Annotated in this window: 28 protein-coding genes; 4 read left to right on the top strand and 24 right to left on the bottom strand. The window is 62.0% G+C overall.

Annotated elements, in window-relative coordinates; genetic code table 11:
* The first annotated feature begins 193 nt into the window (after nucleotides 1–193).
* Both eccD and mycP read left to right on the top strand, forming a co-directional pair.
* Complete coding sequence (eccD, locus tag G9U53_RS00255) at nucleotides 194–1,660, top strand: type VII secretion integral membrane protein EccD (protein WP_161120803.1); 1,467 nt, start codon at nucleotides 194–196, stop codon at nucleotides 1,658–1,660.
* Between the two features lie 14 nt (nucleotides 1,661–1,674).
* A complete protein-coding gene (gene mycP, locus G9U53_RS00250) occupies nucleotides 1,675–3,087 on the top strand; it encodes a type VII secretion-associated serine protease mycosin (RefSeq protein WP_165638187.1) in 1,413 nt (470 codons plus the stop codon).
* A 14-nt stretch (nucleotides 3,088–3,101) separates the two neighbouring features.
* Here the strand turns inward: mycP and eccB are convergent, their stop codons facing one another.
* A complete protein-coding gene (eccB, locus tag G9U53_RS00245; RefSeq protein ID WP_165638186.1) occupies nucleotides 3,102–4,568 on the bottom strand; it encodes a type VII secretion protein EccB in 1,467 nt (488 codons plus the stop codon).
* Between the two features lie 97 nt (nucleotides 4,569–4,665).
* On the opposite strand from eccB, the gene eccE reads away from it, so the two are divergent.
* Complete coding sequence (gene eccE / locus G9U53_RS00240) at nucleotides 4,666–6,306, top strand: type VII secretion protein EccE (protein ID WP_165638185.1); 1,641 nt, start codon at nucleotides 4,666–4,668, stop codon at nucleotides 6,304–6,306.
* A gap of 16 nt (nucleotides 6,307–6,322) precedes the next feature.
* Here the strand turns inward: eccE and G9U53_RS00235 are convergent, their stop codons facing one another.
* Nucleotides 6,323–6,880 carry an NAD(P)H-dependent oxidoreductase gene (locus G9U53_RS00235; protein WP_003940967.1) on the bottom strand — a complete coding sequence of 186 codons (558 nt, stop codon included), beginning with the start codon at nucleotides 6,878–6,880 and terminating at the stop codon, nucleotides 6,323–6,325.
* 22 nt (nucleotides 6,881–6,902) lie between these two features.
* A complete protein-coding gene (locus tag G9U53_RS00230; RefSeq protein ID WP_165638184.1) occupies nucleotides 6,903–7,481 on the bottom strand; it encodes a TetR/AcrR family transcriptional regulator in 579 nt (192 codons plus the stop codon).
* Nucleotides 7,482–7,538: 57 nt separating this feature from the next.
* Between G9U53_RS00230 and G9U53_RS00225 the strand changes: the two genes are divergently transcribed.
* Nucleotides 7,539–8,681: an acyl-CoA dehydrogenase family protein gene (locus G9U53_RS00225; protein WP_019747558.1), complete on the top strand. Its 1,143-nt coding sequence runs from the start codon at nucleotides 7,539–7,541 to the stop codon at nucleotides 8,679–8,681.
* Nucleotides 8,682–8,738: 57 nt separating this feature from the next.
* On the opposite strand, the gene truA is transcribed toward G9U53_RS00225, so the two are convergent.
* The 21 genes from truA to rplN form a co-directional block, all read right to left on the bottom strand.
* Nucleotides 8,739–9,623 (bottom strand): tRNA pseudouridine(38-40) synthase TruA, encoded by an 885-nt coding sequence (truA, locus tag G9U53_RS00220; protein WP_165638183.1) that lies wholly within the window; start codon nucleotides 9,621–9,623, stop codon nucleotides 8,739–8,741.
* 6 nt (nucleotides 9,624–9,629) lie between these two features.
* Nucleotides 9,630–10,187, bottom strand: coding sequence for a 50S ribosomal protein L17 (rplQ, locus tag G9U53_RS00215; protein WP_003940748.1), 558 nt, complete (start codon nucleotides 10,185–10,187; stop codon nucleotides 9,630–9,632).
* A gap of 29 nt (nucleotides 10,188–10,216) precedes the next feature.
* Nucleotides 10,217–11,278 (bottom strand): DNA-directed RNA polymerase subunit alpha, encoded by a 1,062-nt coding sequence (locus G9U53_RS00210; RefSeq protein ID WP_003941016.1) that lies wholly within the window; start codon nucleotides 11,276–11,278, stop codon nucleotides 10,217–10,219.
* A 120-nt stretch (nucleotides 11,279–11,398) separates the two neighbouring features.
* Complete coding sequence (gene rpsD, locus G9U53_RS00205) at nucleotides 11,399–12,004, bottom strand: 30S ribosomal protein S4 (protein ID WP_003940769.1); 606 nt, start codon at nucleotides 12,002–12,004, stop codon at nucleotides 11,399–11,401.
* Nucleotides 12,005–12,026: 22 nt separating this feature from the next.
* Entirely contained in the window at nucleotides 12,027–12,440 is a 414-nt protein-coding gene (gene rpsK / locus G9U53_RS00200) for a 30S ribosomal protein S11 (protein ID WP_003940683.1), read from the bottom strand.
* The gene (rpsM, locus tag G9U53_RS00195) at nucleotides 12,440–12,814 is read right to left on the bottom strand and encodes a 30S ribosomal protein S13 (protein ID WP_003940834.1); all 375 of its coding nucleotides are present in this window, start codon (nucleotides 12,812–12,814) and stop codon (nucleotides 12,440–12,442) included. The genes rpsK and rpsM overlap by 1 nt, the downstream gene beginning before the upstream one ends.
* A 250-nt stretch (nucleotides 12,815–13,064) precedes the next feature.
* The gene (rpmJ, locus tag G9U53_RS00190; protein WP_003938068.1) at nucleotides 13,065–13,178 is read right to left on the bottom strand and encodes a 50S ribosomal protein L36; all 114 of its coding nucleotides are present in this window, start codon (nucleotides 13,176–13,178) and stop codon (nucleotides 13,065–13,067) included.
* Between the two features lie 90 nt (nucleotides 13,179–13,268).
* Entirely contained in the window at nucleotides 13,269–13,490 is a 222-nt protein-coding gene (gene infA, locus G9U53_RS00185) for a translation initiation factor IF-1 (protein ID WP_003418601.1), read from the bottom strand.
* Nucleotides 13,491–13,803: 313 nt separating this feature from the next.
* Nucleotides 13,804–14,601 carry a type I methionyl aminopeptidase gene (gene map / locus G9U53_RS00180; RefSeq protein WP_003940806.1) on the bottom strand — a complete coding sequence of 266 codons (798 nt, stop codon included), beginning with the start codon at nucleotides 14,599–14,601 and terminating at the stop codon, nucleotides 13,804–13,806.
* The gene (locus tag G9U53_RS00175) at nucleotides 14,601–15,146 is read right to left on the bottom strand and encodes an adenylate kinase (RefSeq protein WP_003940868.1); all 546 of its coding nucleotides are present in this window, start codon (nucleotides 15,144–15,146) and stop codon (nucleotides 14,601–14,603) included. The genes map and G9U53_RS00175 overlap by 1 nt, the downstream gene beginning before the upstream one ends.
* On the bottom strand, nucleotides 15,143–16,462 hold the full coding sequence (gene secY / locus G9U53_RS00170; protein ID WP_003940773.1) for a preprotein translocase subunit SecY: 1,320 nt from the start codon (nucleotides 16,460–16,462) through the stop codon (nucleotides 15,143–15,145). Before secY ends, G9U53_RS00175 begins: the two co-directional genes overlap by 4 nt.
* 276 nt (nucleotides 16,463–16,738) lie before the next feature.
* On the bottom strand, nucleotides 16,739–17,182 hold the full coding sequence (gene rplO / locus G9U53_RS00165; RefSeq protein ID WP_003940829.1) for a 50S ribosomal protein L15: 444 nt from the start codon (nucleotides 17,180–17,182) through the stop codon (nucleotides 16,739–16,741).
* A gap of 2 nt (nucleotides 17,183–17,184) precedes the next feature.
* Entirely contained in the window at nucleotides 17,185–17,364 is a 180-nt protein-coding gene (gene rpmD / locus G9U53_RS00160; RefSeq protein ID WP_003940751.1) for a 50S ribosomal protein L30, read from the bottom strand.
* The gene (gene rpsE / locus G9U53_RS00155) at nucleotides 17,364–18,035 is read right to left on the bottom strand and encodes a 30S ribosomal protein S5 (protein ID WP_003940718.1); all 672 of its coding nucleotides are present in this window, start codon (nucleotides 18,033–18,035) and stop codon (nucleotides 17,364–17,366) included. The genes rpmD and rpsE overlap by 1 nt, the downstream gene beginning before the upstream one ends.
* Before the next feature lie 31 nt (nucleotides 18,036–18,066).
* Complete coding sequence (gene rplR / locus G9U53_RS00150) at nucleotides 18,067–18,474, bottom strand: 50S ribosomal protein L18 (RefSeq protein WP_003940996.1); 408 nt, start codon at nucleotides 18,472–18,474, stop codon at nucleotides 18,067–18,069.
* Between the two features lies 1 nt (nucleotide 18,475).
* On the bottom strand, nucleotides 18,476–19,015 hold the full coding sequence (rplF, locus tag G9U53_RS00145; protein WP_003940970.1) for a 50S ribosomal protein L6: 540 nt from the start codon (nucleotides 19,013–19,015) through the stop codon (nucleotides 18,476–18,478).
* Between the two features lie 14 nt (nucleotides 19,016–19,029).
* The gene (rpsH, locus tag G9U53_RS00140) at nucleotides 19,030–19,428 is read right to left on the bottom strand and encodes a 30S ribosomal protein S8 (RefSeq protein ID WP_003940873.1); all 399 of its coding nucleotides are present in this window, start codon (nucleotides 19,426–19,428) and stop codon (nucleotides 19,030–19,032) included.
* Nucleotides 19,429–19,879: 451 nt separating this feature from the next.
* Nucleotides 19,880–20,065, bottom strand: coding sequence for a type Z 30S ribosomal protein S14 (locus G9U53_RS00135; RefSeq protein WP_003940698.1), 186 nt, complete (start codon nucleotides 20,063–20,065; stop codon nucleotides 19,880–19,882).
* 4 nt (nucleotides 20,066–20,069) lie between these two features.
* Nucleotides 20,070–20,636: a 50S ribosomal protein L5 gene (rplE, locus tag G9U53_RS00130; RefSeq protein WP_003940924.1), complete on the bottom strand. Its 567-nt coding sequence runs from the start codon at nucleotides 20,634–20,636 to the stop codon at nucleotides 20,070–20,072.
* Nucleotide 20,637: 1 nt separating this feature from the next.
* Nucleotides 20,638–20,955 carry a 50S ribosomal protein L24 gene (rplX, locus tag G9U53_RS00125; RefSeq protein WP_003941019.1) on the bottom strand — a complete coding sequence of 106 codons (318 nt, stop codon included), beginning with the start codon at nucleotides 20,953–20,955 and terminating at the stop codon, nucleotides 20,638–20,640.
* Nucleotides 20,955–21,323 (bottom strand): 50S ribosomal protein L14, encoded by a 369-nt coding sequence (gene rplN / locus G9U53_RS00120; RefSeq protein ID WP_003940951.1) that lies wholly within the window; start codon nucleotides 21,321–21,323, stop codon nucleotides 20,955–20,957. The genes rplX and rplN overlap by 1 nt, the downstream gene beginning before the upstream one ends.
* Between the last annotated feature and the right edge of the window lie 115 nt (nucleotides 21,324–21,438).

Here is a 21,438-nt window from a genome sequence, read left to right as displayed (position 1 = left end):
CCTCGTCCGACTACCGCCGGCCCCCCAAGGCGTACTCGCGCAATTGCAAGAGAGTAGATCACAACACCGACACTCGGGTCGGTGCCACCTGTTGTCGGCGCTGTCTCCGATACAGGCGCGCAGTTCATGTCGTATTGTTCAGGTGAACTGGGGTGACGCGAAGGGGGAATCGCGTCATGGGAGGGGACAGATCTTGACCAGCACCACTACAACCAGCGCTGCGAACACCGGAAACGGACGAGGCGCGAGTCATTCTGCCGAACTGTGCAGGTTGACGGTACTTTCAGCCCATTCGCAGGTGGATCTTGCGGTGCCGCTTCGTGTTCCACTCACCGTGGTCATTCCGGGCATTGTGGACACAATTGTCAACCACAGCAATTTCAACGAGTTCGACCACACCACCGAACAATTCGAGCCCGTCGACTGGACTCTGTCGAAAGTCGGCAGGGCACCGCTGGCACCGACGCTTTCGCTGCACGAGCACGGAATCCGCGATGGAGAATTGCTCGTACTCGAGGCCTCGGACACCGCTGCCCCGCCTCCACTCTTCGACGACATCATGTACACCGTCGCGGCCACGGATGCGGACGTCTACCGACGCTGGACTCCGGTCACCGCGCGCATTGTCGGCTCGACCGCCGCCCTCGTCGCTGCGCTCGTCGCGGCCCTCGCCCTGGTCCTCGGCGACACGGGACTGATCGGCGCCGTCTGCGGCGGAGTGACGTCTTTGGTGCTCACCGTCGCCGCCGTCGTGGCGGCGCGGGTGTACGGAGACTCTGCAAGTTCCGTCACGCTCGGATGCGCTTCGGTGCCACTGGCGTTCGTCTCCGGCGCACTCTGCGTGCCCGGCACTGTTCTTTCGGCTCATCTGCTTCTCGGTTCGGCATTTGCCGCTGCGGTAACTCTGATCTGCTTCCGCTTGTGCGGCGCCGGATTAGCTGTCTTCACAGCACTTCTCGTCGTCCTTCTCGCGGCGGTGGGTACCTTTGCCGTCACTACCACGCTTCCCGAGGCGCGCACCGCGACCGTCAGCGGCGCGGTGATTGCCGCCGCATTGATGGTTCTCACGTTCACCGCTCGACTGTCGATGTTGTTCGCGCGACTACCGCTTCCCCCTGTTCCGACGCCGAGTAATCCCCTCGACGACGACCGCGACGGACTGCCCGAACCCGAACTACCCGGGCTGACCGAGTTGGCGGAAAGGGCAGGGCGGGCGCGTAGCTATCTGACCGGGCTGATCGTGGCCACGTCAGTGGTCGCGCTCGTCGCTGCCGTCGCACTCGCGTGGTCCTGGCCTGGTCAGGGGATCGTCTGGCCGAATCTTGCTCTCGCATTCGCGACGGCCGTCGTGCTGATGTTTCGCGGGCGCACCTACGCGGGCGCACAGCAGGCTGTGCCACTCATCGCGGCAGGCATCTCGGTGATTCTCGTTCTCCTGGGCGACATGGCATGGACCCATCGCGACCATGCATTGGTCGTCTTCGCCATCACGATGACCGTTCTCCTCCTGGCACTGATTCTGGGAATCCTCGCCCCCCAGAACACATTCAGCCCCGTGATGCGACGTGCTGCCGAGCTGTTGGACCTCGCTGCGATTGCAGCAATCGTTCCGCTGATCTGCTGGGTCAGTGGCCTCTTCGCGCTCATGCGTAGCCTCTGAGCGATCGGTGATCGATGGTGATTCGACGTGCAACAAACATCTGCGCCAGTCTCGTGATCGTTACCTTCAGCGTTCTCGCCGGGGCAGGTGGCGCATCGAGCGCGGTTCCCTCCCCCATCGATCCTGCAATGCTGCCGGAGGACGGTCCGCCCGCACCTCCACAACCCACCGAACAACGAACCCTCTGCGTCCCAGCCGTGGCAGGTGGTGACGATGCGGACATTCCACGTTCTCAACGAGATCTGGGATTTGATTCTGTGTGGCCGATCACCAGAGGGGCAGGACAGCGAATTGCTGTCATCGACACCGGTGTCAGCAGACATCCCCGACTGCCGTCGCTCGACGGCGGCGGTGATTACGTCGGTACCTCCGACGGCACCGACGATTGTGACGCACATGGAACAGTCGTGGCCGGTCTCATCGCCGCCCAGCAAGTCGAGGGTTCCGGATTCTCCGGAGCTGCGCCGGACGCACAGATAATTTCGATCAGGCAGTCCAGTGCCGCTTTCTCGGTGGCCGGCCAACGCGAAGACCCTGCTGTAGCCGAGAACTCATCCGGGTACGGAAACGTCGACACCATGTCATCGGCCGTCCGTCACGCTGCGGACATGGGTGCAAGCGTCATCAACATCTCCGAAGTCGCCTGCAAGCCTGCCGGGGACGGGATCAACGACCAACGACTCGGCGCTGCAATCGAATACGCCACGATCGCGAAGAACGTCGTAGTCGTCGCAGCTGCAGGTAACGTCGGATCCGGAGGTTGCAAGAACCAGAATCCGCCGCCGGATCCCGTCGACCCCTTAGCCGATCCATGGAACTCGGTTGCGACGATTGCCAGTCCGGCTTGGTACGACGACTATGTCCTCACGGTCGGGTCGGTAGACCCCAATGGCGCCGCCAGTTCCTTCAGCCTCGGCGGTCCGTGGGTCGACGTGGCGGCGCCCGGCACCGGAATCACCTCACTTCACCCGACGTCGCCCGGTCTGACCAACGGGGTGTACGGCTCCGACGGCGCCGTACAGTCGTTCAACGGGACCAGTTTCGCTGCGCCCTTTGTCGCGGCAACCGCCGCACTGGTCCGGTCGGTTCACCCGGAACTGACTGCGCTTCAGGTCATGCAACGTATCGAAGCCACCGCCCACGCTCCGGCGCAGGGTTGGAATCCCTACGTCGGTCACGGCGTCATCGATCCACTTGCGGCAGTGACGGGCGAATTGGCCCCAGGAGAACGCGTCAAGGTCAACCATCAGTCGGTGTCGATCGATCCCCTACCCACGCCGCCGACCCCCGACAACCGATCTCGCGACACGGCACTCGTCGGAGCCGGAACGGTCGGCACCCTCGCCCTACTGACGCTGTTGGCATCGATGCCTCTTCGTCGAGTAATTCGTCGGCATCTTCCCGAACGCCAGAAAATCGATCCCTGAACCGTCAGCAGTGTTCAGTTCACCGGAGCGGCCGGCGCTGTATCGGGGGCGATTCCGTCGTGAGCTATCAGTGCATTGCTCTTCTCGAGCGCGGGGCCTGATGCAAGTAGGTCGAGCATCTGCCAAGGCGCGCGATCAGGCGTTCGCGTCAATCCGAGCGCGCGAGCGGAGGTTTCGTCCGGTACGCCGTACTTCACACCGGTATCGGCTACGTAGAACACTCCGTCGTGCCTGGTGCTGTTCGTCTCGATTCCGGTCGCTTGAACAAATCCGCCGAATCCCTGTTCGACATGGACGTTGTCGAGATTGTCACCCGATCCGTCCGCCTGCGCCAAGGACACCAACTTGCCACCCTCCGGGATCGGAACCTGCAATCCAGCGACAAGTTTCAGCGTTGCAGAACTACTTTCGCCGCCCTCGACTGCAGGTGAGGGAGCCCATTCCAGACAGCCGACAGGTGCGCCGTGATCATCGACGATCTCCGGAACCACCCGCGGCAACAAGTCGACGGCCAGCTCACTCACCGAGGGAATACGACTGATGACATCAGGGGTGACGCTCGCGATCCCGGTGGCGCCCTGCGAATCCGAGAAGTAGATCAGTTGGGCGAGCGCCGCACCGATCTTCTGGATCCCGTTCTCGAGTACCACGTAGTACTGCGGGTCCGCACCCACCGAAACCTGGACGACGGAGCCGACAGTCTTGTTCTGCAGAGGAAACCGGGGCGCCGATCCCAGTTGGCGGATTCGCGGAGCCTCGATGCGCGGAACTTCGGGAATCGAGTTGAGGAATCCGATACTGATCGGTCGCGCCTGTGCTCCTTCCAGGCCCAAAGCCCGCATGATCGCCGGATCGTCCACATCGATTTCCGCTCGCTTCCCGTCGTACACGAGAAAGTGATCGGAACCCGACTTCACCAGGAATGCACGGTCATTCGTCAGATATGTCGTGTTTTCGCCGACATTGGACGAGCCGACCACGACCGAAGTCGTCAACGATTTTCTCCCGTCCGATCCGACGGAATCGCACACCGTCCACGCGGCGTTGGTAGGGTCGGCCGATTCCGGCAGCGCGGACGGTGCGCCGGGAATGCCGACGAGCGCGCCCCGGGGTTTCGCCTCGACCTCGGATGCCTTGACTATTGCCGGTTTTCCTGGCGAACCCAGGATCAGTCGTGCGGAGGCCAAGTTCAGCACAGGGCGAAACGTACCCTCCATGGCGACGAACATCGCGCCCGATTCCTTTGCAACGACGATCTCTGCATCGCCGATTCTGTCCTGTGGCCGAAACAGAGCGAGTACAGCGCAACCCGCCAATCCCAGTGCAGCGAGGACTATTCCGACGGTGAAGGCGCGCGACTGTGATCGCATCGGATCGTGAAGCATCCGCACGTCTCGTCTGACCAGCGCATGTTCCATCCGCCTGACCAAGAATCGGTACCCGTTGACCTGCCAGCGCGTGGTAGGTGTCGCAGCCATCATTCCCCCCGTGCCTTACATCCCCTTGCGAAGACACAGTACAGTTCCGCTGGGGCGGAAGTTTTCGGGTAGTTCGCAGGTCAGGTATCGGGGAGGAACCGTGGACCGATCGCGGTTGAAGCATTGGCCGTCGTCACACAGGATTTCGACGCGCGAGTTCGTGCCGGCACAGATTTTCGGAATCGGTGCGGGCGGAATCGCGATGGCCAGTGGGCTCGATTGGTTCTGGGCGCTGGCAATCGGTTGTGTGGTTGCCGGATCAATGCTGCTTCATGTGGGCGGTTGGTCGGTAATGTCCTGGATTGTCAGGTACTTTCGCTATCTGCACCGCAAGGACGTCGACCGCAGCACGATCGTCAGTTTTCACACTCCCTCCGAGCAGTCCATCGGGCTCCGAGTGGACGGATCTTCGCTCGTCGCTGTCGTCGAGATCGCTCCCCCACGCGACTACCTGACCAGGATCGGCCGTCATTCGTTCGACGCTTCCCACCTTCTGCCCACGGCAGCCCTCGCCAATTGTCTCTATCAGCACGACATCTCACTCACCGGCATCGACATCGTCAGTCACGGATACCGCGCCGCGTCGGGAACGCCTGCCACCGAAGTCTACGAACGTCTCATCGGACCACTACCAGCCACCGCCACCAGAAGTGTTTGGCTTGCACTACGTTTCGACGCGCTGGAGGGTGGTGCAGCAGTCGAACGCCGGGGCGGGGGCGAACAGGGCGCCGGCCGCGCGATAGCTGTTGCCGCCAATCGTGTCATCCGGGTGCTCGATTCAGCGGGGTGCAAGGCGCGGATCCTGACCGCACCGGAGATCGCGTCGTCCACTGCCCAGGTGACAAGAGGAGTGGCCGGCCACGAGGTCACCGAAACGTGGCGAAGTACCCCCTTGCCTGGCGTGTCCAACGTCGGATTTGGGATCGAACCCCGTTTCATCACCACTGCGACCCTGACCCGAGTGTGGGCAGTGGCAACGGTCGGGACGTCCGTGACAATTCGGTTACGACCCACCGGACAACGCGGAGAGGCGAAGGTCAGTGCGACATGTCGCTTCACCACGCGCAATCCACCTGAGAACGCACCGCTGGCCGGTTTGGTCTCGCTACGTGGGCGCCAGCGCGACGGATTGCTGACCAACTTGCCAACCGCATTGGCCGCGCTGGACGGCATCACGCCGGGCGTTCGCATGGACGGGGGCACACTCGACTCACTCGCTCTACCCCTTGCCGGGTGCGGCCAACTCATCGGCTCGGACCGAAACGGGCACGGTGTCGCGGCCAGAATTTCGGGGCCGGGCGTCAACACCGTTCTTGTCGCCGGCGAACTCTATCTGGCTCAGCAGTTGATCTTTCGAGCCATCGCGACCGGCGCACTGGTACTCGTCCACACCGATCGACCGCAAGCGTGGACCGCGCTCACCGACTCGATGGGAGTGCCTGACCGACTCCGCGTGTCCGGGCAGGGCGGTGGGCCTGAGGGCGCCTTCAACACTGTCGTATTCGACGGCGTCGAGGGGTTATCTCCGCGTGCCGGCGTGACCGCAATCTATGTGTACGGACATCCACGCCAATGGCCTCGGATCGACCCTGAAATCTCGATAGTCCAGCCATTCGCACTCGGTGACAAGATCACGGTCGAAACCGGCCGTACACGCGTCGACCTGACTCTGGTGACCATCGCTTCCGAGACATCGTTCATCGGCCGTCCACGAGCCGGCGACGCTCACCAGATGGCGTGATCGCGTATGTCCAAGATCAGCCGGGATAGGGATCACTTGCACGTTGCATCCGCAATCCGCTTCCCCACCAATCCAATTCACGAATCATCTTCTCGCTTGCATCGATCGCAATCGAATCGACGCCGTACGGCTCGTGTCCGAATTGCTTACGCACCCGGTGAATGGTCACGCTTTGACGCACCGAGACCATGTGCAACTCCGCCACCACTTGCCTCAGTTGCTCGACGGCCCGAACACCACCTGAAATCCCGCCGTAGGACACGAATCCGATCGGCTTGGCACGCCACTCGTGTTTCACCGAATCGAATGCGGTCTTGAGAGCAGCCGGATACCCGTGGTTGTATTCGGAGGTCACGGCGACAACAGCGTCGGCGCGCCCGATTCGCCGGCGGAAAACCTCCGTGGCAGGTGAATCCGAGAAATCCTGGGGCAACGACAGCTCTCTGAGGTCGATCACCGATACGTTCCACGACGGGTTCGCGGTGGCGCGCTCGACAAACCAGTCCGCCACTGCTCGTCCCATTCGCCCCTCGCGGACCGAACCTACGATGACTTCGACGTTCAAAGGTGCCATGAACGTCGATGCTAGCGACTGATCACGCAGTGATCCCGTCCGTGATGAGTGCTGCCAGTTCCCGATAAGCGCTGGCATCGTCCAGACCAGTTGCCCGGTAGACCGCGCGTTGCTGGATCCGAACCATCGTCGCCGCAGCGGCATCGGCGACAAATGATGCGTGTACCTGCCGGAATGCGCCCGAACCGACTCCCTCGACGATGAGCGATCGCACACGATCAGCAGCGATCGACGTGTTCTTCTCGTAGACCTGGCTCGCCGACACCGATTCGGCCAGGTCTTCCATGAACTGACTGGACGCCGCGGACAGCCGATCACCCACTGCTTCGAGATACACCGCGACTCGACGAGTCGGGGCCGTTTCGGCGGCGACTGCACTCTCCACTGCATCGGTCGCCGCCCGGAAGAAGTGCACTGTCACCGCCCGCACCAGATCCTCTTTGCCGGCCGCCACGGTGTACAAGGTGCTCTTGGAGCAGTGCAGACGAGCTGAGATCTCGTCGAGCGTGAGGTGGGCGAAACCCTCGCTCAAGAACAGTTCGACCAATTGATCGAACAACTCTGCCCTGCGCGCAGTCGTCTTGTGAACCAGCCTTGCCATACCTACAACAGTACTGCAGTATCGTTCTCAGTACTATTACCTAGCTAGGAGCCGACCGTGCCCGTCGAACGCCTGATGCCCAGCCAAGAAGCTCGCGATCTCATCGAACTGACGCGTGATGTCGCGGACAAGGTACTCGCGCCCAAGGTCAACGAATACGAGAAGGCCGAGAAGTATCCAGACGGAGTGTTCCCCGCACTCGGACAGGCGGGTCTGCTGAGCCTTCCGTATCCCGAGGAGTTCGGCGGCGGCGATCAGCCGTACGAGGTGTACCTCCAAGTGCTCGAAGAGATCGCCTCACGCTGGGCAGCGGTTGCAGTGGCGGTGAGCGTGCACAGCCTGTCGTGCTTCCCGCTGTTCACCTTCGGCACCGACGAACAGAAGAAGCGCTGGCTACCGGACATGCTGGGCGGCAACACCATCGGCGCGTACAGCCTTTCCGAAGCGCAGGCCGGATCCGACGCCGCCGCGTTGTCGTGCAAGGCGACGCCCACCGACGGCGGCTACCGCGTCAACGGCTCGAAAGCCTGGATCACCAACGGCGGCAAGGCGGACTTCTACAATCTCTTCGCACGCACCAGTGACGACGGTTCACGCGGCGTCTCCTGCCTCCTGGTGGACAAGGACACCGAAGGCCTCAGCTTCGGAAAACCCGAAGAGAAGATGGGGCTACGCGCGGTCCCCACTGCCTCCGCGAATTACGACGACGCCTTCATTCCTGAGGAGCGATTGATCGGTCAGCGCGGCCAGGGGCTGCCGATCGCCTTCAGCGCTCTCGACTCCGGCCGACTCGGAATCGCCGCCGTTGCCGTCGGAATCGCTCAAGGCGCGCTCGACGACGCGGTCGCTTACGCGAAGGAGCGCAAGGCATTCGGCAAGCGGATCATCGATCACCAGGGACTCGGTTTCGTGCTCGCGGACATGGCTGCCGCAGTCGACTCCGCGCGAGCCACCTACCTCGATGCAGCCCGCCGCCGCGACGCCGGAGTTCCGTATTCACGCAACGCGAGCGTCGCCAAGCTCGTGGCCACCGACGCGGCAATGAAGGTCACCACCGACGCCGTTCAGGTATTCGGCGGGTACGGATACACCCAGGACTTCCCCGTCGAGCGCTACATGCGCGAGGCCAAGATCACGCAGATCTTCGAGGGCACCAACCAGATTCAGCGATTGGTCATCGCGCGCCAACTGGCGGGATAGCCCCCCGGTACGAATGCCCTCCCACACAGAGTGGGAGGGCATTTTGCATGGTGATGTTCAGTCACCGCAGCATCCACCCGAAGACGGAATCTCGCGGGTCTCACGGGTAATCGCGTTGCGGGCAGCCAGTTCCGAGTAGTCGGGGTAGTCCACGCGGACCAACGAAAGTCCGTGCGCCGGAGCAACGAGGATGGAACTGGATCGCGACGTTTCGTCGAGCAACCCTGCCACCCAGTCGGCGGTGCGCCGTCCCTCACCGACGGAGAGGACTGCGCCGACAAGACTGCGAACCATCGACCAGCAGAACGCATCGGCATTCACGTACGCCGTGAACACCGTGCCCTCTTGGGTCCAGTCGAAACGCTGCAGCTCCCGCACCGTCGTAGCGCCTTCTCGACGCTTGCAGAATGCCGCGAAGTTGTGCAGACCCAGCAGCCGATTCGACGCATCCTGCATCGCTCCGAGATCGAGTGGTTTGGGATACGAGACGGTGTCGCGTGCGCGTAGTGGTTCCACTCCGAACGCCGCGTTGGTCACCCGGTACTCGTAATAACGTCGCATCGCGGAGAAGCGCGCATCGAAGTCACCCGGAACCACCGATATCTGTTTGACCCGAACGTCCTTGGGCAGAAATCGTGCAAGTCTGCGCACGAGTCGAGACGGATCGTCCGGGAGCAACTCTCCCGGAACGTCGACGTGCGCTACCTGACCGGTGGCGTGGACACCGGCGTCGGTTCGACCGGCAACGGTCAACTGAACCGGGCGTCGAAGCACCGTTCCCAACTTGCCTTCGATCTCACCGCACACGGTGCGCAGATCGGTCTGGCGGGCCCAACCCGAGAAGTCGGTGCCGTCGTAGGAGATGTCGAGCCGCAATCGAACGAGCCCGCCGTCCCCGATGGGGGCGGCGGGCTCGTTCGATTCAGCGTGTGCCGAAACCAAGGGAGACTAGTCCTTCTTGGCCTCTTCGGCCTCGGGAGCGTCGGCCGCAGTTGCGGTCTCGTTCTCGATGGCCTCGACGACTGCGTCAGCGTTCTCGACCTCAGCCTCGGTCGCGTCGGCCTCTACGGCCTCGACGACGTTCTCTGCGGCGGGAGCTTCCTGCGAGGACTTGACGCGACGAGCGCGGTCAGCCTCGGAGGTGACGGTCTTTTCCTTGACGAGCTCGATGATTGCCATCGGAGCGTTATCACCCTTGCGGGGGATCGTCTTGATGATGCGGGTGTATCCACCGTTACGGTCCGCGTAGAACGGGCCGATCTCGGCGAACAGGGTGTGAACGACATCCTTGTTGCGGATGACCTTCAGCACCTCACGACGGTGAGCCAGCGTGCCGGCCTTTGCGTGCGTGACGAGCTTCTCGGCGTAGGGGCGCAATGCCTTGGCCTTGGACTCGGTGGTGGTGATGCGACCGTGCTCGAAGAGCGCGGTAGCCAGATTGGCGAAAATCGCCTTCTGGTGGGAAGCCGACCCGCCGAAGCGGGCACCCTTCTTGGGCTTGGGCATGATGATCTCCTAGTAAAGGACCTGAGCTGCTACAGCTGTTCGGTCTCGGCGTAGTCCTCGGTACCTTCGGCATCGCCGAAGGAACCGGCATCAGTGTCACTCCACGTTCCGGTGGCGGCGTCGTAGCCGGCAACGGTGGTGGGATCGAAGGATGCGGGGCTGTCCTTGAGGGACAGGCCGAGCGAATGCAGCTTGACCTTGACCTCGTCGATGGACTTCTGTCCGAAGTTGCGGATGTCGAGCAGATCGGACTCGGTACGGCCGACAAGCTCACCGACGGTGTGAACACCTTCGCGCTTGAGGCAGTTGTAGGAGCGGACCGTGAGGTCCAGATCCTCGATGGGGAGTCCGAAGGAAGCGATGTGATCGGCCTCGGCAGGCGAGGGTCCGATCTCGATTCCTTCTGCTTCGACGTTCAGCTCACGGGCCAGGCCGAAGAGCTCAACCAGGGTCTTGCCCGCCGAAGCGAGCGCGTCCCGTGCGGTGATGGAGTTCTTCGTTTCCACGTCGAGAACGAGCCGATCGAAGTCGGTGCGCTGTTCGACGCGAGTGGCCTCCACCTTGTAGGTGACCTTGAGCACCGGCGAGTAGATCGAGTCGACCGGGATACGGCCGATCTCTGCGCCGGACGCCTTGTTCTGAACGGCGGGGACATAGCCACGACCGCGCTCGACTACGAGCTCGATCTCCAGCTTTCCCTTGTCGTTCAGGGTGGCGATGTGCAGATCAGGGTTGTTCACGGTGACGCCTGCCGGGGGCACGATGTCGCCCGCAGTAACAGCGCCGGGGCCCTGCTTGCGGACGTACATGGTGACCGGCTCGTCCTCTTCGGAGTTCACGACGAGGCCCTTGAGGTTCAGGATGATGTCGGTGACATCTTCCTTCACGCCCGGGACGGTGGTGAACTCGTGGAGAACGCCGTCGATACGGATGCTGGTGACAGCAGCGCCGGGGATCGACGAGAGCAGCGTGCGGCGCAGCGAATTGCCGAGCGTGTACCCGAAACCTGGCTCCAGGGGCTCGATGACGAACTTCGAGCGGTTATCAGCGATGACCTCTTCGGTCAGCGTGGGTCGCTGAGAAATGAGCATTGGTATTTCCTCCTGTACGGACGTCCACTATTTGACGCCCACGATGGGAAAGGGCCTGCGGCCCTGTGAGTGGTTGAGGAGTCCGGAGACTCCTCAACCACTCACGGGGTACGAAGCGCCTTACTTCGAGTAGTACTCGACGATGAGCTGTTCCTGCAGAGCGATGTCGATCTGCGCGCGCTCGGGAAGCTGGTGAACCAGGATCCGCAGACGCGAGCCGACAACCTGCAGCCACCCGGGAACCGGGCGATCGCCGACGGTCTCACGCGCAACCTGGAACGGAAGCGTGGAGAGCGACTTCTCCTTGACATCGATGATGTCGTACTGCGAGACGCGGTAGCTCGGGATGTCGACCTTCTTGTTGTTCACGAGAAGGTGACCGTGCGTGACCAGCTGACGTGCCTGACGGCGCGTGCGAGCGAGGCCTGCGCGGTATACGACGTTGTCGAGACGCGACTCGAGGATGCGAAGCAGGTTCTCGCCGGTCTTGCCGGGGCGGTTGTTCGCCTCCTTGTAGTACAGGCGGAACTGCTTCTCCATGACGCCGTAGGTGAAGCGAGCCTTCTGCTTCTCCTGCAGCTGGAGCAGGTACTCGCTCTCCTTGATACGCGCGCGGCCGTGCTGTCCGGGCGGGTACGGGCGACGCTCGAATGCCTGGTCGCCTCCAACGAGGTCGACGCGCAGACGACGCGACTTGCGGGTGATGGGTCCGGTATAACGTGCCATTTTCTTCTACCTATCCTTCCCGCTATACCCGACGCCGCTTGGGCGGACGGCAGCCGTTGTGCGGCTGGGGGGTTACATCGGAAATGGTGCCGACCTCGAGGCCAGCGGCCTGGAGGGAACGGATTGCGGTCTCGCGACCGGATCCCGGTCCCTTGACGAAGACGTCAACCTTCTTGACACCGTGCTCCTGCGCCTTACGGGCAGCGCTCTCAGCAGCAAGCTGAGCGGCGAAGGGAGTCGACTTACGCGAACCCTTGAAGCCGACGTGTCCCGAAGACGCCCAGGAAATGACATTTCCGGCGGGGTCCGTGATGGACACGATGGTGTTGTTGAAGGTGCTCTTGATATGAGCGGCGCCGTGCGGGATGTTCTTCTTATCCCTGCGACGCGTCTTCTGGGTCTTCTTCGGACCGGTGCTACGTGACTTCGGGGGCATTACTTCGCCTTCTTCTTGCCGGCAATGGTGCGCTTCGGACCCTTACGGGTACGGGCGTTGGTCTTGGTGCGCTGACCACGCACGGGCAGACCACGACGGTGGCGCAGGCCCTGGTAGCAGCCGATCTCGATCTTGCGACGGATGTCGGCCTGAACCTCGCGGCGAAGGTCACCCTCGACCTTGAGCGACTCCTCGATGTACTCGCGGAGCTTTGCCAGGTCCTCGTCCGAGAGGTCCTTGCTCCGGAGATCCGGGCTGACGCCGGTGGCGTCAAGGATTTCCTTGGAGCGGGTACGGCCGATGCCGTAGATGTATGTCAGTGCGATCTCCATGCGCTTTTCGCGAGGAAGATCGACACCAGAGAGACGTGCCATGGTGGCATTTCCTTATCGGTGTGCGGAGGTCTGCTCCCAGCCCTTCCCCTGTGCCTCTTGCCGAGTACCGACGCCCGAAGGCGCAGATGATCTCATCAACTAACTCAGTGGGGCCCCGGCCTCCGTGCCGGGGGTGAACCATTGTCCGACCTTGGCGATCGGTGAACGATCGCGTGGGGTCTCGTCAACAATGGCTGGTACTGGGAGGTCTTCTTTGCTTGTTGCCAAGCAGATCTTCGAAAAGCTAGATCTAGCCCTGACGCTGCTTGTGACGCAGGTTCTCGCAGATCACCATGACTCGACCGTTACGGCGAATCACTTTGCACTTCTCGCAGATCTTCTTGACGCTCGGCTGAACCTTCACGTCTTCTGATCTCCTGTTTTGTCGCAGCCCGCCGCGATGAACCGCGGCAGACATACTTCTCCCTGACCCAGGTCAGGTCCGGGAAGTTCGTTACTTGTAGCGGTAAACGATGCGTCCGCGCGACAAATCGTAGGGCGAGAGCTCTACGACAACGCGATCTTCCGGGAGGATGCGAATGTAGTGCTGACGCATCTTTCCGCTGATGTGGGCGAGGACCTTGTGGCCATTCTCGAGCTCAATGCGGAACATCGCATTGGGCAGCGGCTCGACTACTCGTCCTTCGACCTCGATGGCCCCGTCTTTCTTAGCCATATCCTCCGCGATCCGTTTGGTTTGGCATGCTTCGTGCATCGGCTTCCGTTACATTGGCACGCAATGGAAAGATCGTCGGCAGTTCGAAAGCCCGATCCCGGAGCGATCCGGGCGTAGGCACAAGAACTATCGACGCGCATAGCGCACCGCCTAGCCATGTTACGCGATGTAAACGACCAGGCCAAATGCGCCTCCGGTCAGGGTGACGACGCACACCGCTCCCCCATCGAAAAAGTCCCAGCCTCGAAATGAGGCTGGGACTTCTCGAACATGAATCATGCTCGCTGCCAACACTTGTCAGCGACTGTGTCGACTACTCCGGCCGGAGTGTCAGAATCCGCGGACCGTCTTCGGTCACTGCGACAGTGTGTTCCCAGTGCGCCGCACGGGACCCGTCGGTCGTCACAACGGTCCAGTCGTCGTCGAGAATCACCGTGTCGGTGGTGCCGAGCGTGAGCATCGGCTCAATCGCCAGGCACGATCCGACAACCAGTTCAGGACCCTTACCCGGGGCACCTTCATTGGCGAGGAACGGATCCATGTGCATTTCCCGGCCGATTCCGTGTCCGCCGTATCCGTCGACGATGCCGTAGGAACGACCGTGCAACTTCTCGGCGGCATGAGTACCGACCTCGATCGCGTGCGAAACATCCGTCAGACGGTTGCCGGCGATCATTGCCGCGATCCCGGCTTCCATGGAAAGCCGAGTGGCTTCGCTGAGCTCCTGATCGGCGACGCTGATCTCACCGACACCGAACGTCCAAGCGGAGTCACCGTGCCAACCGTCGAGGATCGCGCCACAGTCGATGGAAACCAGGTCGCCTTCAGCCAGGATGTCCTGAGCAGAAGGGATTCCGTGAACGACGCGATCGTTGACCGAAGAGCAGATCGAGCCGGTGAAGCCGTGGTACCCGAGGAACGAGGGCACGGCGCCGGCGTCACGAATGACGGATTCAGCGACCGCGTTCAATTCCAAAGTGCTGACACCGGGCTTCGCCGCAGCGCGAACCGCCACCAGAGCCGAACCCACGATCGCGCCGGCAGCAGCCATCGCGTCGAGTTCGCCCGCGGAGCGGAACGGAACAACCTTGCGTTTGCGCCCGAAGACCATTACTTACCCAACGCTGCCAGTGCGCGAGCGTTGACCTCTTCGACCTCGCCGATCGCGTCGACGGAGACGATGCTGTCCTTGTAGTAATCGAACAGCGGTGACGTCTCGTCGCGGTAGACCCGGAGTCGGTTGCGAATGACGTCCTCGGTGTCGTCGGCACGACCGCGGGCGAGCATACGCTCGACCACGATGTCCTCGTCGACGACGAAGGAGAGGACACCGTCGAGCTTGGTGTCGAGATCCTTCAAGATTCCCTCGAGTGCCTGAGCCTGTTCGACCGAGCGCGGAAACCCGTCGAGAAGGAAACCGTTTGCTGCGTCCGGTTCTGCGACGCGAGCCTTCACCATGTCGTTGGTGATCGAGCTCGGTACGAGTTCGCCGGCGTCGATGTACTTCTTTGCTTCCACACCGAGAGCGGTGGCCTGACCGATGTTCGCGCGGAAGAGATCACCCGTGGAGATATGGGGAACGCCGAACTTCTCGGACAAGATAGCGGCCTGGGTGCCCTTGCCGGCACCGGGAGGACCAAGGAGGACAAGTCTCACTTGAGGAACCCTTCATAGTTACGCTGCATTAGCTGACTCTCGATCTGCTTCACGGTGTCCAGGCCGACGCTGACCATGATCAGCACCGCGGTGCCACCGAACGGCAGGTTCTGCGCGCCGCCGCCGTTCCCGATGTCGAGGAACAGGTTGGGCAGAACAGCAATGGTGCCGAGGTAAATCGCACCCGGAAGGGTGATGCGACTCAGCACGTAGTTGAGGTAGTCCGCGGTCGGCTGACCGGGTCGGATACCGGGGATGAAGCCGCCGAACTTCTTCATCTCGTCGGCGCGCTCTTCGGGATTGAAGGTGATGGCGACGTAGAAGTACGTGAAGAAGACGATCAGGCCGAAGTAGATCGCGATGTACACCGGGTTGGCCGGGTTCACCAGGTAGGTGTTGATGAGGCGCTGCCACCAACTGGGGTCGACCGCTGTACTGGCCGAAGTCAGCTGTGCAATCAAGTTCGGGAGGTACAGCAGTGAAGACGCGAAGATCACCGGGATGACGCCGGCCTGGTTCACCTTCAGAGGCAGGTACGTCGAGGATCCGCCGTACATCTTGCGTCCGACCATCCGCTTCGCGTACTGCACCGGGATACGACGCTGACCCTGCTCGACGAAGACGACACCGGCGATGATCAGCAGCGCTGCGAGGCAGACGAAGGCGAAGACCAGCGGACCACGGCTGTCGAGGATTGCCTTGCCCTCGCTCGGGATACGCGATGCGATACCGGCGAAGATGAGGAGGGACATACCGTTGCCGACGCCACGTTCGGTGATGACCTCGCCGAACCACATGACCATGGCAGCACCGGCAGTCATGACCAGCACGATGATGACAAGACCGAAGATCGACTTGTCGGCGATGATGTCGTCACAGCCCTGGAGCAACTGTCCGCGTGCCGCAAGAGCGACGATGCCGGTCGACTGCAGGATTGCCAGAGCAATGGACAGGTAACGCGTGTACTGCGTCATCTTGGCCTGGCCGGACTGGCCTTCTTTCCGAAGTTCCTCGAACTTCGGAATCACCACGGTCAGGAGCTGCACGATGATGCTCGCCGTGATGTACGGCATGATGCCGATCGCAAAGATCGACATCTGCAGCAGAGCGCCGCCGGAGAACAGGTTGATCAGCGAGTAGATACCTGCTGAGTCACCGGAGTTGGCGATATCGATGCACTGACGCACACGGCCGTAGTCGACACCTGGGGACGGGATGAGAGCGCCGACCCGATACAGAGCCACCAAGCCGAGGGTGAAGAGGATCTTCCGCCTCAGGTCTGGGGTCCTGAGGGCCGAGACGAAGGCGGAAAGCAAAGATCCTCCTGGCACGACGGTAGGGAGACAGATCGTTTTGACCTGTCGAACTTTTGAACTCTAACAGTGAGCATTTGGGAACTAGGCGGGCAGACCACGAAAACCGGGTAAGCCGAAGATACATTTGCCACTCGGTGACCAGAATACTGGCCCGTCCGAGCATGCACGACCAATCTGTGACACGACCTCGTACCTGTGACACGACCTCGTAGACGCCGATGGCCGCACCGCAGCAAACGCTGCGCTGCGGCCATCGGACTAGCTACGCGTGATCACTCACAGCTCGGTGGCGGAACCACCGGCAGCAGCAATCTTTTCCTTGGCGGAACCGGTGAACTTGTCGACGGTCACCTGAACGGCAACTGTCAGTTCGCCGTCGCCCAGAACCTTGACGAGCTGGTTCTTGCGGACTGCGCCCTTGGCGACGAGATCCTCGACCGTGATTGCTCCACCTTCGGGGAACAGACGGGCGATGTCGCCGACATTGACGACCTGGTACTCGACGCGGAACGGGTTCGTGAAGCCCTTGAGCTTGGGCAGACGCATGTGAAGCGGCATCTGTCCACCCTCGAAGCCCACGCGCACGGTGTTACGTGCCTTGGTGCCCTTGGTACCGCGACCTGCGGTCTTACCACGCTTGCCGCCCTCACCGCGTCCAACACGAATCTTGTTGGACTTGGATCCCGGAGCGGGGCGCAGGTGGTGCAGTTTGATGGTCATGGTTAGACCTCCTCAACTGTTACGAGGTGGCGCACCACGTTGATCAGACCGCGGTTCTGTGCGTTGTCCTCACGAACAACGGTCTGACGGATGCCCTTGAGACCCAGCGTGCGCAGAGAATCCTTCTGGTTCTGCTTGGTCCCGATGATGCTCTTGATCTGAGTGACCTTGAGATCTGCCATTACTTCACACTCCCAGCAGCCTGTGCGCGAGCGCGAAGCATGCCGGCGGGTGCAACCTCTTCGAGGGTGAGGCCGCGGCGAGCCGCAACTTCCTCGGGACGCTGCAGACCCTTGAGCGCAGCAACGGTCGCATGCACGACGTTGATGGCGTTGTCGCTACCGAGCGACTTCGACAGGATGTCCGCGATACCAGCGCACTCCAGCACGGCGCGCACAGCGCCACCGGCGATAACACCGGTACCGGGGCTTGCCGGGCGAAGCATGACGATGCCGGCAGCAGCCTCACCCTGAACGGGGTGAGTGATGGTGTTGGCGATCATCGGGACGCGGAAGAAGCTCTTGCGAGCCTCCTCGACACCCTTCTGGATGGCCGCGGGAACTTCCTTGGCCTTTCCGTAGCCGACGCCGACCAGTCCGTTGCCGTCTCCGACGATCACCAGAGCGGTGAAGCTGAAGCGACGACCACCCTTGACGACCTTGGAAACGCGGTTGATCGTGACAACGCGCTCGATGAACTGTGACTTCTCCGCAGCGTTTCCGCCACGGCCACCGTCGCGACGGTCACGGCCGCCACCACGGTTGTCCCCACGAGCGTTGCTGTTGTCACCGCTGTTGGGGCCATTCTGTCCGGCGGGTCCGCTTCCGCCGTCACGCCTTTGACGTCCCGGCATCAGGCTGTCCTTCCGTTGAAAATGTTGGTCATCAGAACTTCAACCCGCCTTCGCGAGCCGCGTCTGCCAGGGCCGCGATGCGACCGTGGTAGCCGTGTCCGCCGTGGTCGAAGACAACTGCTTCCACGCCGGCAGCCTTGGCGCGCTCGGCGATCAGCTGACCGACCTTCGCGCTCGCAGCCTTCTTGTCGCCTTCTGCCACGCGCACGTCTGCTTCGATGGTCGACGCGGAGGCCAGGGTGTGGCCGGCCAGGTCGTCCACGAGCTGGACGTGGATGTGGCGCGAGGACCGGTTGACGACCAAGCGGGGACGCTCGGGCGTGCCGGAGACCTTCTTGCGGAGACGGAAGTGACGACGCGTCTTCGAGAGACGACGCTTGGTGGACGCATCCTTGCCCAGCGGAATCCGCTTGGCTTTCTGGTTTGCAGTCTGGCTCATATCACTTACCCGTCTTTCCGACCTTGCGGCGGATCTGCTCACCCTCGTAACGCACGCCCTTACCCTTGTACGGGTCCGGACGACGGAGACGACGGATGTTGGCCGAGATCTGCCCGACCTTCTGCTTGTCGATGCCGGACACCGAGAACCGGGTGGGCGACTCGACGACGAAGGTGATGCCTTCAGGAGCCTCGATCGGCACCGGGTGGCTGAAGCCGAGCGCGAACTCGAGGTCCTTGCCCTTCAGTGCCACACGGTAACCAACACCGTGGATCTCCATCTTCTTCGTGTAACCCTCGGTGACACCGGTGATGATGTTCGCAACCAGGGTCCGCGACAGACCGTGCAGCGCGCGGCTACGACGCTCGTCGTCGGGGCGCGTGACGCTCAGCGAGCCGTCCTCTGCCTTTTCGATTGCGATGGGCTCGGAGATGGTCAGCGCGAGGGTGCCCTTGGGACCCTTGACGGTGACATCCTGGCCGCTGATCGTGACGTCAACGCCCGCGGGGACGGTGACCGGAATCTTTCCAATACGCGACATTGTGGTGGCCTCCCTTACCAGACGTAGGCGAGGACTTCCCCGCCTACTCCTTGATTGGCCGCCTGGCGATCGGTGAGCAGACCGGACGACGTGGAGATGATGGCCACGCCGAGGCCTCCGAGGACCTTGGGCAGGTTGGTGGACTTCGCGTAAACCCGGAGACCGGGCTTGGAAACGCGACGCACGCCGGCGAGGCTACGCTCGCGGCTGGGACCGTACTTCAGATCGACGATGAGGGTCTTGCCGACCTCTGCGTCTTCGGTACGGAAATCGGAGATGTAGCCCTCGCGCTTGAGGATCTCGGCGATGTTCGCCTTGATCTTCGAGTGGGGAAGCTTCACCTCATCGTGGTACGCCGTGTTGGCGTTGCGCAGACGCGTCAAGAAGTCTGCGATGGGGTCAGTCATGGTCATAGGTCGACCTCGACACCTTTCTCGCTGTGGTTCCCATGCAACACCGGACGAATCCGATCGTGGGCCTCCAGCAATTCGGCTGGGCCGTCCGACTTGTGTCAGACGGCGTAAGTTACCGCACCGAGCTGAACGCATGCGTCAGCCACGGCAACCGCTCTAGTGTAGGGAACTTTGGCGCAAGTGTCCACCGGGATCCCATGTCGCCTCCCCCACTGCCGCCCGAAGGATGCGATCGGGAAGCTATCGACGCACCCCGAAATCTGAACTGCTCGTTCGGCACCGAAGAACGACACCGACGAACGATGATCGCTTTCAACCAGAGTCGCAGCGGGGCAGTTCTTTTCAGGATCGGCACGATTCACATCTCGATGAAAACCACAAATGGGCGTGGGTTCCAAAGGAACCCACGCCCATTCACATGCGTGGTGTGACGAAGCCCGAGGGCCTCAGATCACCAAGAGCTCTTGCGAACTCCGGGAAGCTCGCCGGCGTGAGCCATCTCGCGAACGCAGATACGGCACAAGCCGAACTTGCGGAACACCGAGTGCGGGCGACCGCACCGCTGGCAGCGGGTGTAGGCGCGAACCGCGAACTTGGGCTTCTTGTTGGCCTTGTTGACCAATGCCTTCTTAGCCATGCGCTCAGTTCTCCTTGAACGGGAAGCCGAGGTGCTTGAGCAGTGCACGGCCTTCTTCGTTGTTGGTTGCGGTGGTCACGACGGTGATGTCCATGCCGCGGGGGCGATCGATCTTGTCCACGTCGATCTCGTGGAACATCGACTGCTCGTTGAGGCCGAACGTGTAGTTGCCGTTGCCGTCGAACTGGTTGCCCGAGAGACCGCGGAAGTCGCGGATACGGGGCAGAGCGACAGACACGAGGCGGTCCAGGAACTCCCACATGCGGTCACCACGGAGGGTGACGCGTGCACCGATGGGCATACCTTCGCGGAGCTTGAACTGCGCGATGGACTTACGTGCCTTGCGGATCTCGGGCTTCTGGCCCGTGATCAGCGACAGGTCATGGACAGCGCCGTTGATCAGCTTGGCGTCACGGGCAGCGTCGCCGACGCCCATGTTGACGACAACCTTAACGACGCCGGGGATCTGCATGACGTTCGAGTAGTCGAACTCGCTGTTGAGCGCGTCCTTGATCTCAGCGCGGTAGCGTGCCTTGAGGCGCGGCTGGACCTTGTTTTCGGTGGAGGTCATGTCAGATGTCCTTCCCGTTCTTCCGGGAAATCCGAACGCGCTTGCCGGACTCTTCGTCGGTGCGGTACCCCACGCGGGTGGGGTTTCCGTCCGAGTCGACGACTGCAACGTTGGAAACGTGGATCGGGGCTTCCTGCGTAACGATGCCGCCGGAGGATGCTCCGCGCTCGTTCGCGGAAACCGCGGTGTGCTTCTTGATTCGGTTCACGCCTTCGACGAGGACCTTGTCGGTCGCGGGGTAGGCCTGAATGACCTTGCCCTTCGCGCCCTTGTCCTTGCCGGCGATGACCAGAACGGTGTCACCCTTGTGCACCTTCATCACAGCACCTCCGGGGCAAGCGAAACGATCTTCATGAACTTCTTCTCGCGCAGCTCACGGCCGACGGGTCCGAAGATGCGGGTTCCACGGGGATCACTGTCAGCCTTGATGAGCACTGCAGCGTTCTCGTCGAACTTGATGTAGGAACCGTCCGGACGACGGCGCTCCTTGGTCGTGCGAACGATGACGGCCTTGACGACCTCACCCTTCTTGATGTTTCCACCGGGGATTGCGTCCTTGACGGTGGCGACGATGACGTCACCGATCCCGGCGTAGCGACGTGACGAACCGCCGAGAACGCGGATGCAAAGGATTTCCTTGGCACCCGTGTTATCAGCGACGCGAACTCGCGACTCCTGCTGAATCACTTGATCTCCCTAGACCTGGAATTTCGTGCGCAACGGATTACCGACCCGGTGCGCGCGGTCATTGTTGCCACCTGCGTCGTGTCTGAGCTGCAGTCCCACCGACTGACGTCGGGAG

It is taken from the genome of Rhodococcus sp. D-46 (genome assembly GCF_011290655.1).
Classification (GTDB): domain Bacteria; phylum Actinomycetota; class Actinomycetes; order Mycobacteriales; family Mycobacteriaceae; genus Rhodococcus_F; species Rhodococcus_F qingshengii.
This window is presented reverse-complemented; position numbering and strand designations above follow the sequence as displayed.

Coding starts and splice junctions, on each gene's coding strand:
- mycP (WP_165638187.1), top strand. CDS start 1,675: ATGGTGATTCGACGTGCAACAAACATCTGCGCCAGTCTCGTGATCGTT.
- eccB (WP_165638186.1), bottom strand. CDS start 4,568: ATGATGGCTGCGACACCTACCACGCGCTGGCAGGTCAACGGGTACCGA.
- G9U53_RS00235 (WP_003940967.1), bottom strand. CDS start 6,880: ATGGCACCTTTGAACGTCGAAGTCATCGTAGGTTCGGTCCGCGAGGGG.
- G9U53_RS00230 (WP_165638184.1), bottom strand. CDS start 7,481: ATGGCAAGGCTGGTTCACAAGACGACTGCGCGCAGGGCAGAGTTGTTC.
- rplQ (WP_003940748.1), bottom strand. CDS start 10,187: ATGCCCAAGCCCAAGAAGGGTGCCCGCTTCGGCGGGTCGGCTTCCCAC.
- G9U53_RS00210 (WP_003941016.1), bottom strand. CDS start 11,278: ATGCTCATTTCTCAGCGACCCACGCTGACCGAAGAGGTCATCGCTGAT.
- rpsD (WP_003940769.1), bottom strand. CDS start 12,004: ATGGCACGTTATACCGGACCCATCACCCGCAAGTCGCGTCGTCTGCGC.
- rpsK (WP_003940683.1), bottom strand. CDS start 12,440: ATGCCCCCGAAGTCACGTAGCACCGGTCCGAAGAAGACCCAGAAGACG.
- rpsM (WP_003940834.1), bottom strand. CDS start 12,814: ATGGCACGTCTCTCTGGTGTCGATCTTCCTCGCGAAAAGCGCATGGAG.
- infA (WP_003418601.1), bottom strand. CDS start 13,490: ATGGCTAAGAAAGACGGGGCCATCGAGGTCGAAGGACGAGTAGTCGAG.
- map (WP_003940806.1), bottom strand. CDS start 14,601: ATGGTCTTCGGGCGCAAACGCAAGGTTGTTCCGTTCCGCTCCGCGGGC.
- rplO (WP_003940829.1), bottom strand. CDS start 17,182: ATGACCATCAAACTGCACCACCTGCGCCCCGCTCCGGGATCCAAGTCC.
- rpmD (WP_003940751.1), bottom strand. CDS start 17,364: ATGGCAGATCTCAAGGTCACTCAGATCAAGAGCATCATCGGGACCAAG.
- rpsE (WP_003940718.1), bottom strand. CDS start 18,035: ATGCCGGGACGTCAAAGGCGTGACGGCGGAAGCGGACCCGCCGGACAG.
- rplR (WP_003940996.1), bottom strand. CDS start 18,474: ATGAGCCAGACTGCAAACCAGAAAGCCAAGCGGATTCCGCTGGGCAAG.
- rplF (WP_003940970.1), bottom strand. CDS start 19,015: ATGTCGCGTATTGGAAAGATTCCGGTCACCGTCCCCGCGGGCGTTGAC.
- rpsH (WP_003940873.1), bottom strand. CDS start 19,428: ATGACCATGACTGACCCCATCGCAGACTTCTTGACGCGTCTGCGCAAC.
- G9U53_RS00135 (WP_003940698.1), bottom strand. CDS start 20,065: ATGGCTAAGAAGGCATTGGTCAACAAGGCCAACAAGAAGCCCAAGTTC.
- rplE (WP_003940924.1), bottom strand. CDS start 20,636: ATGACCTCCACCGAAAACAAGGTCCAGCCGCGCCTCAAGGCACGCTAC.
- rplX (WP_003941019.1), bottom strand. CDS start 20,955: ATGAAGGTGCACAAGGGTGACACCGTTCTGGTCATCGCCGGCAAGGAC.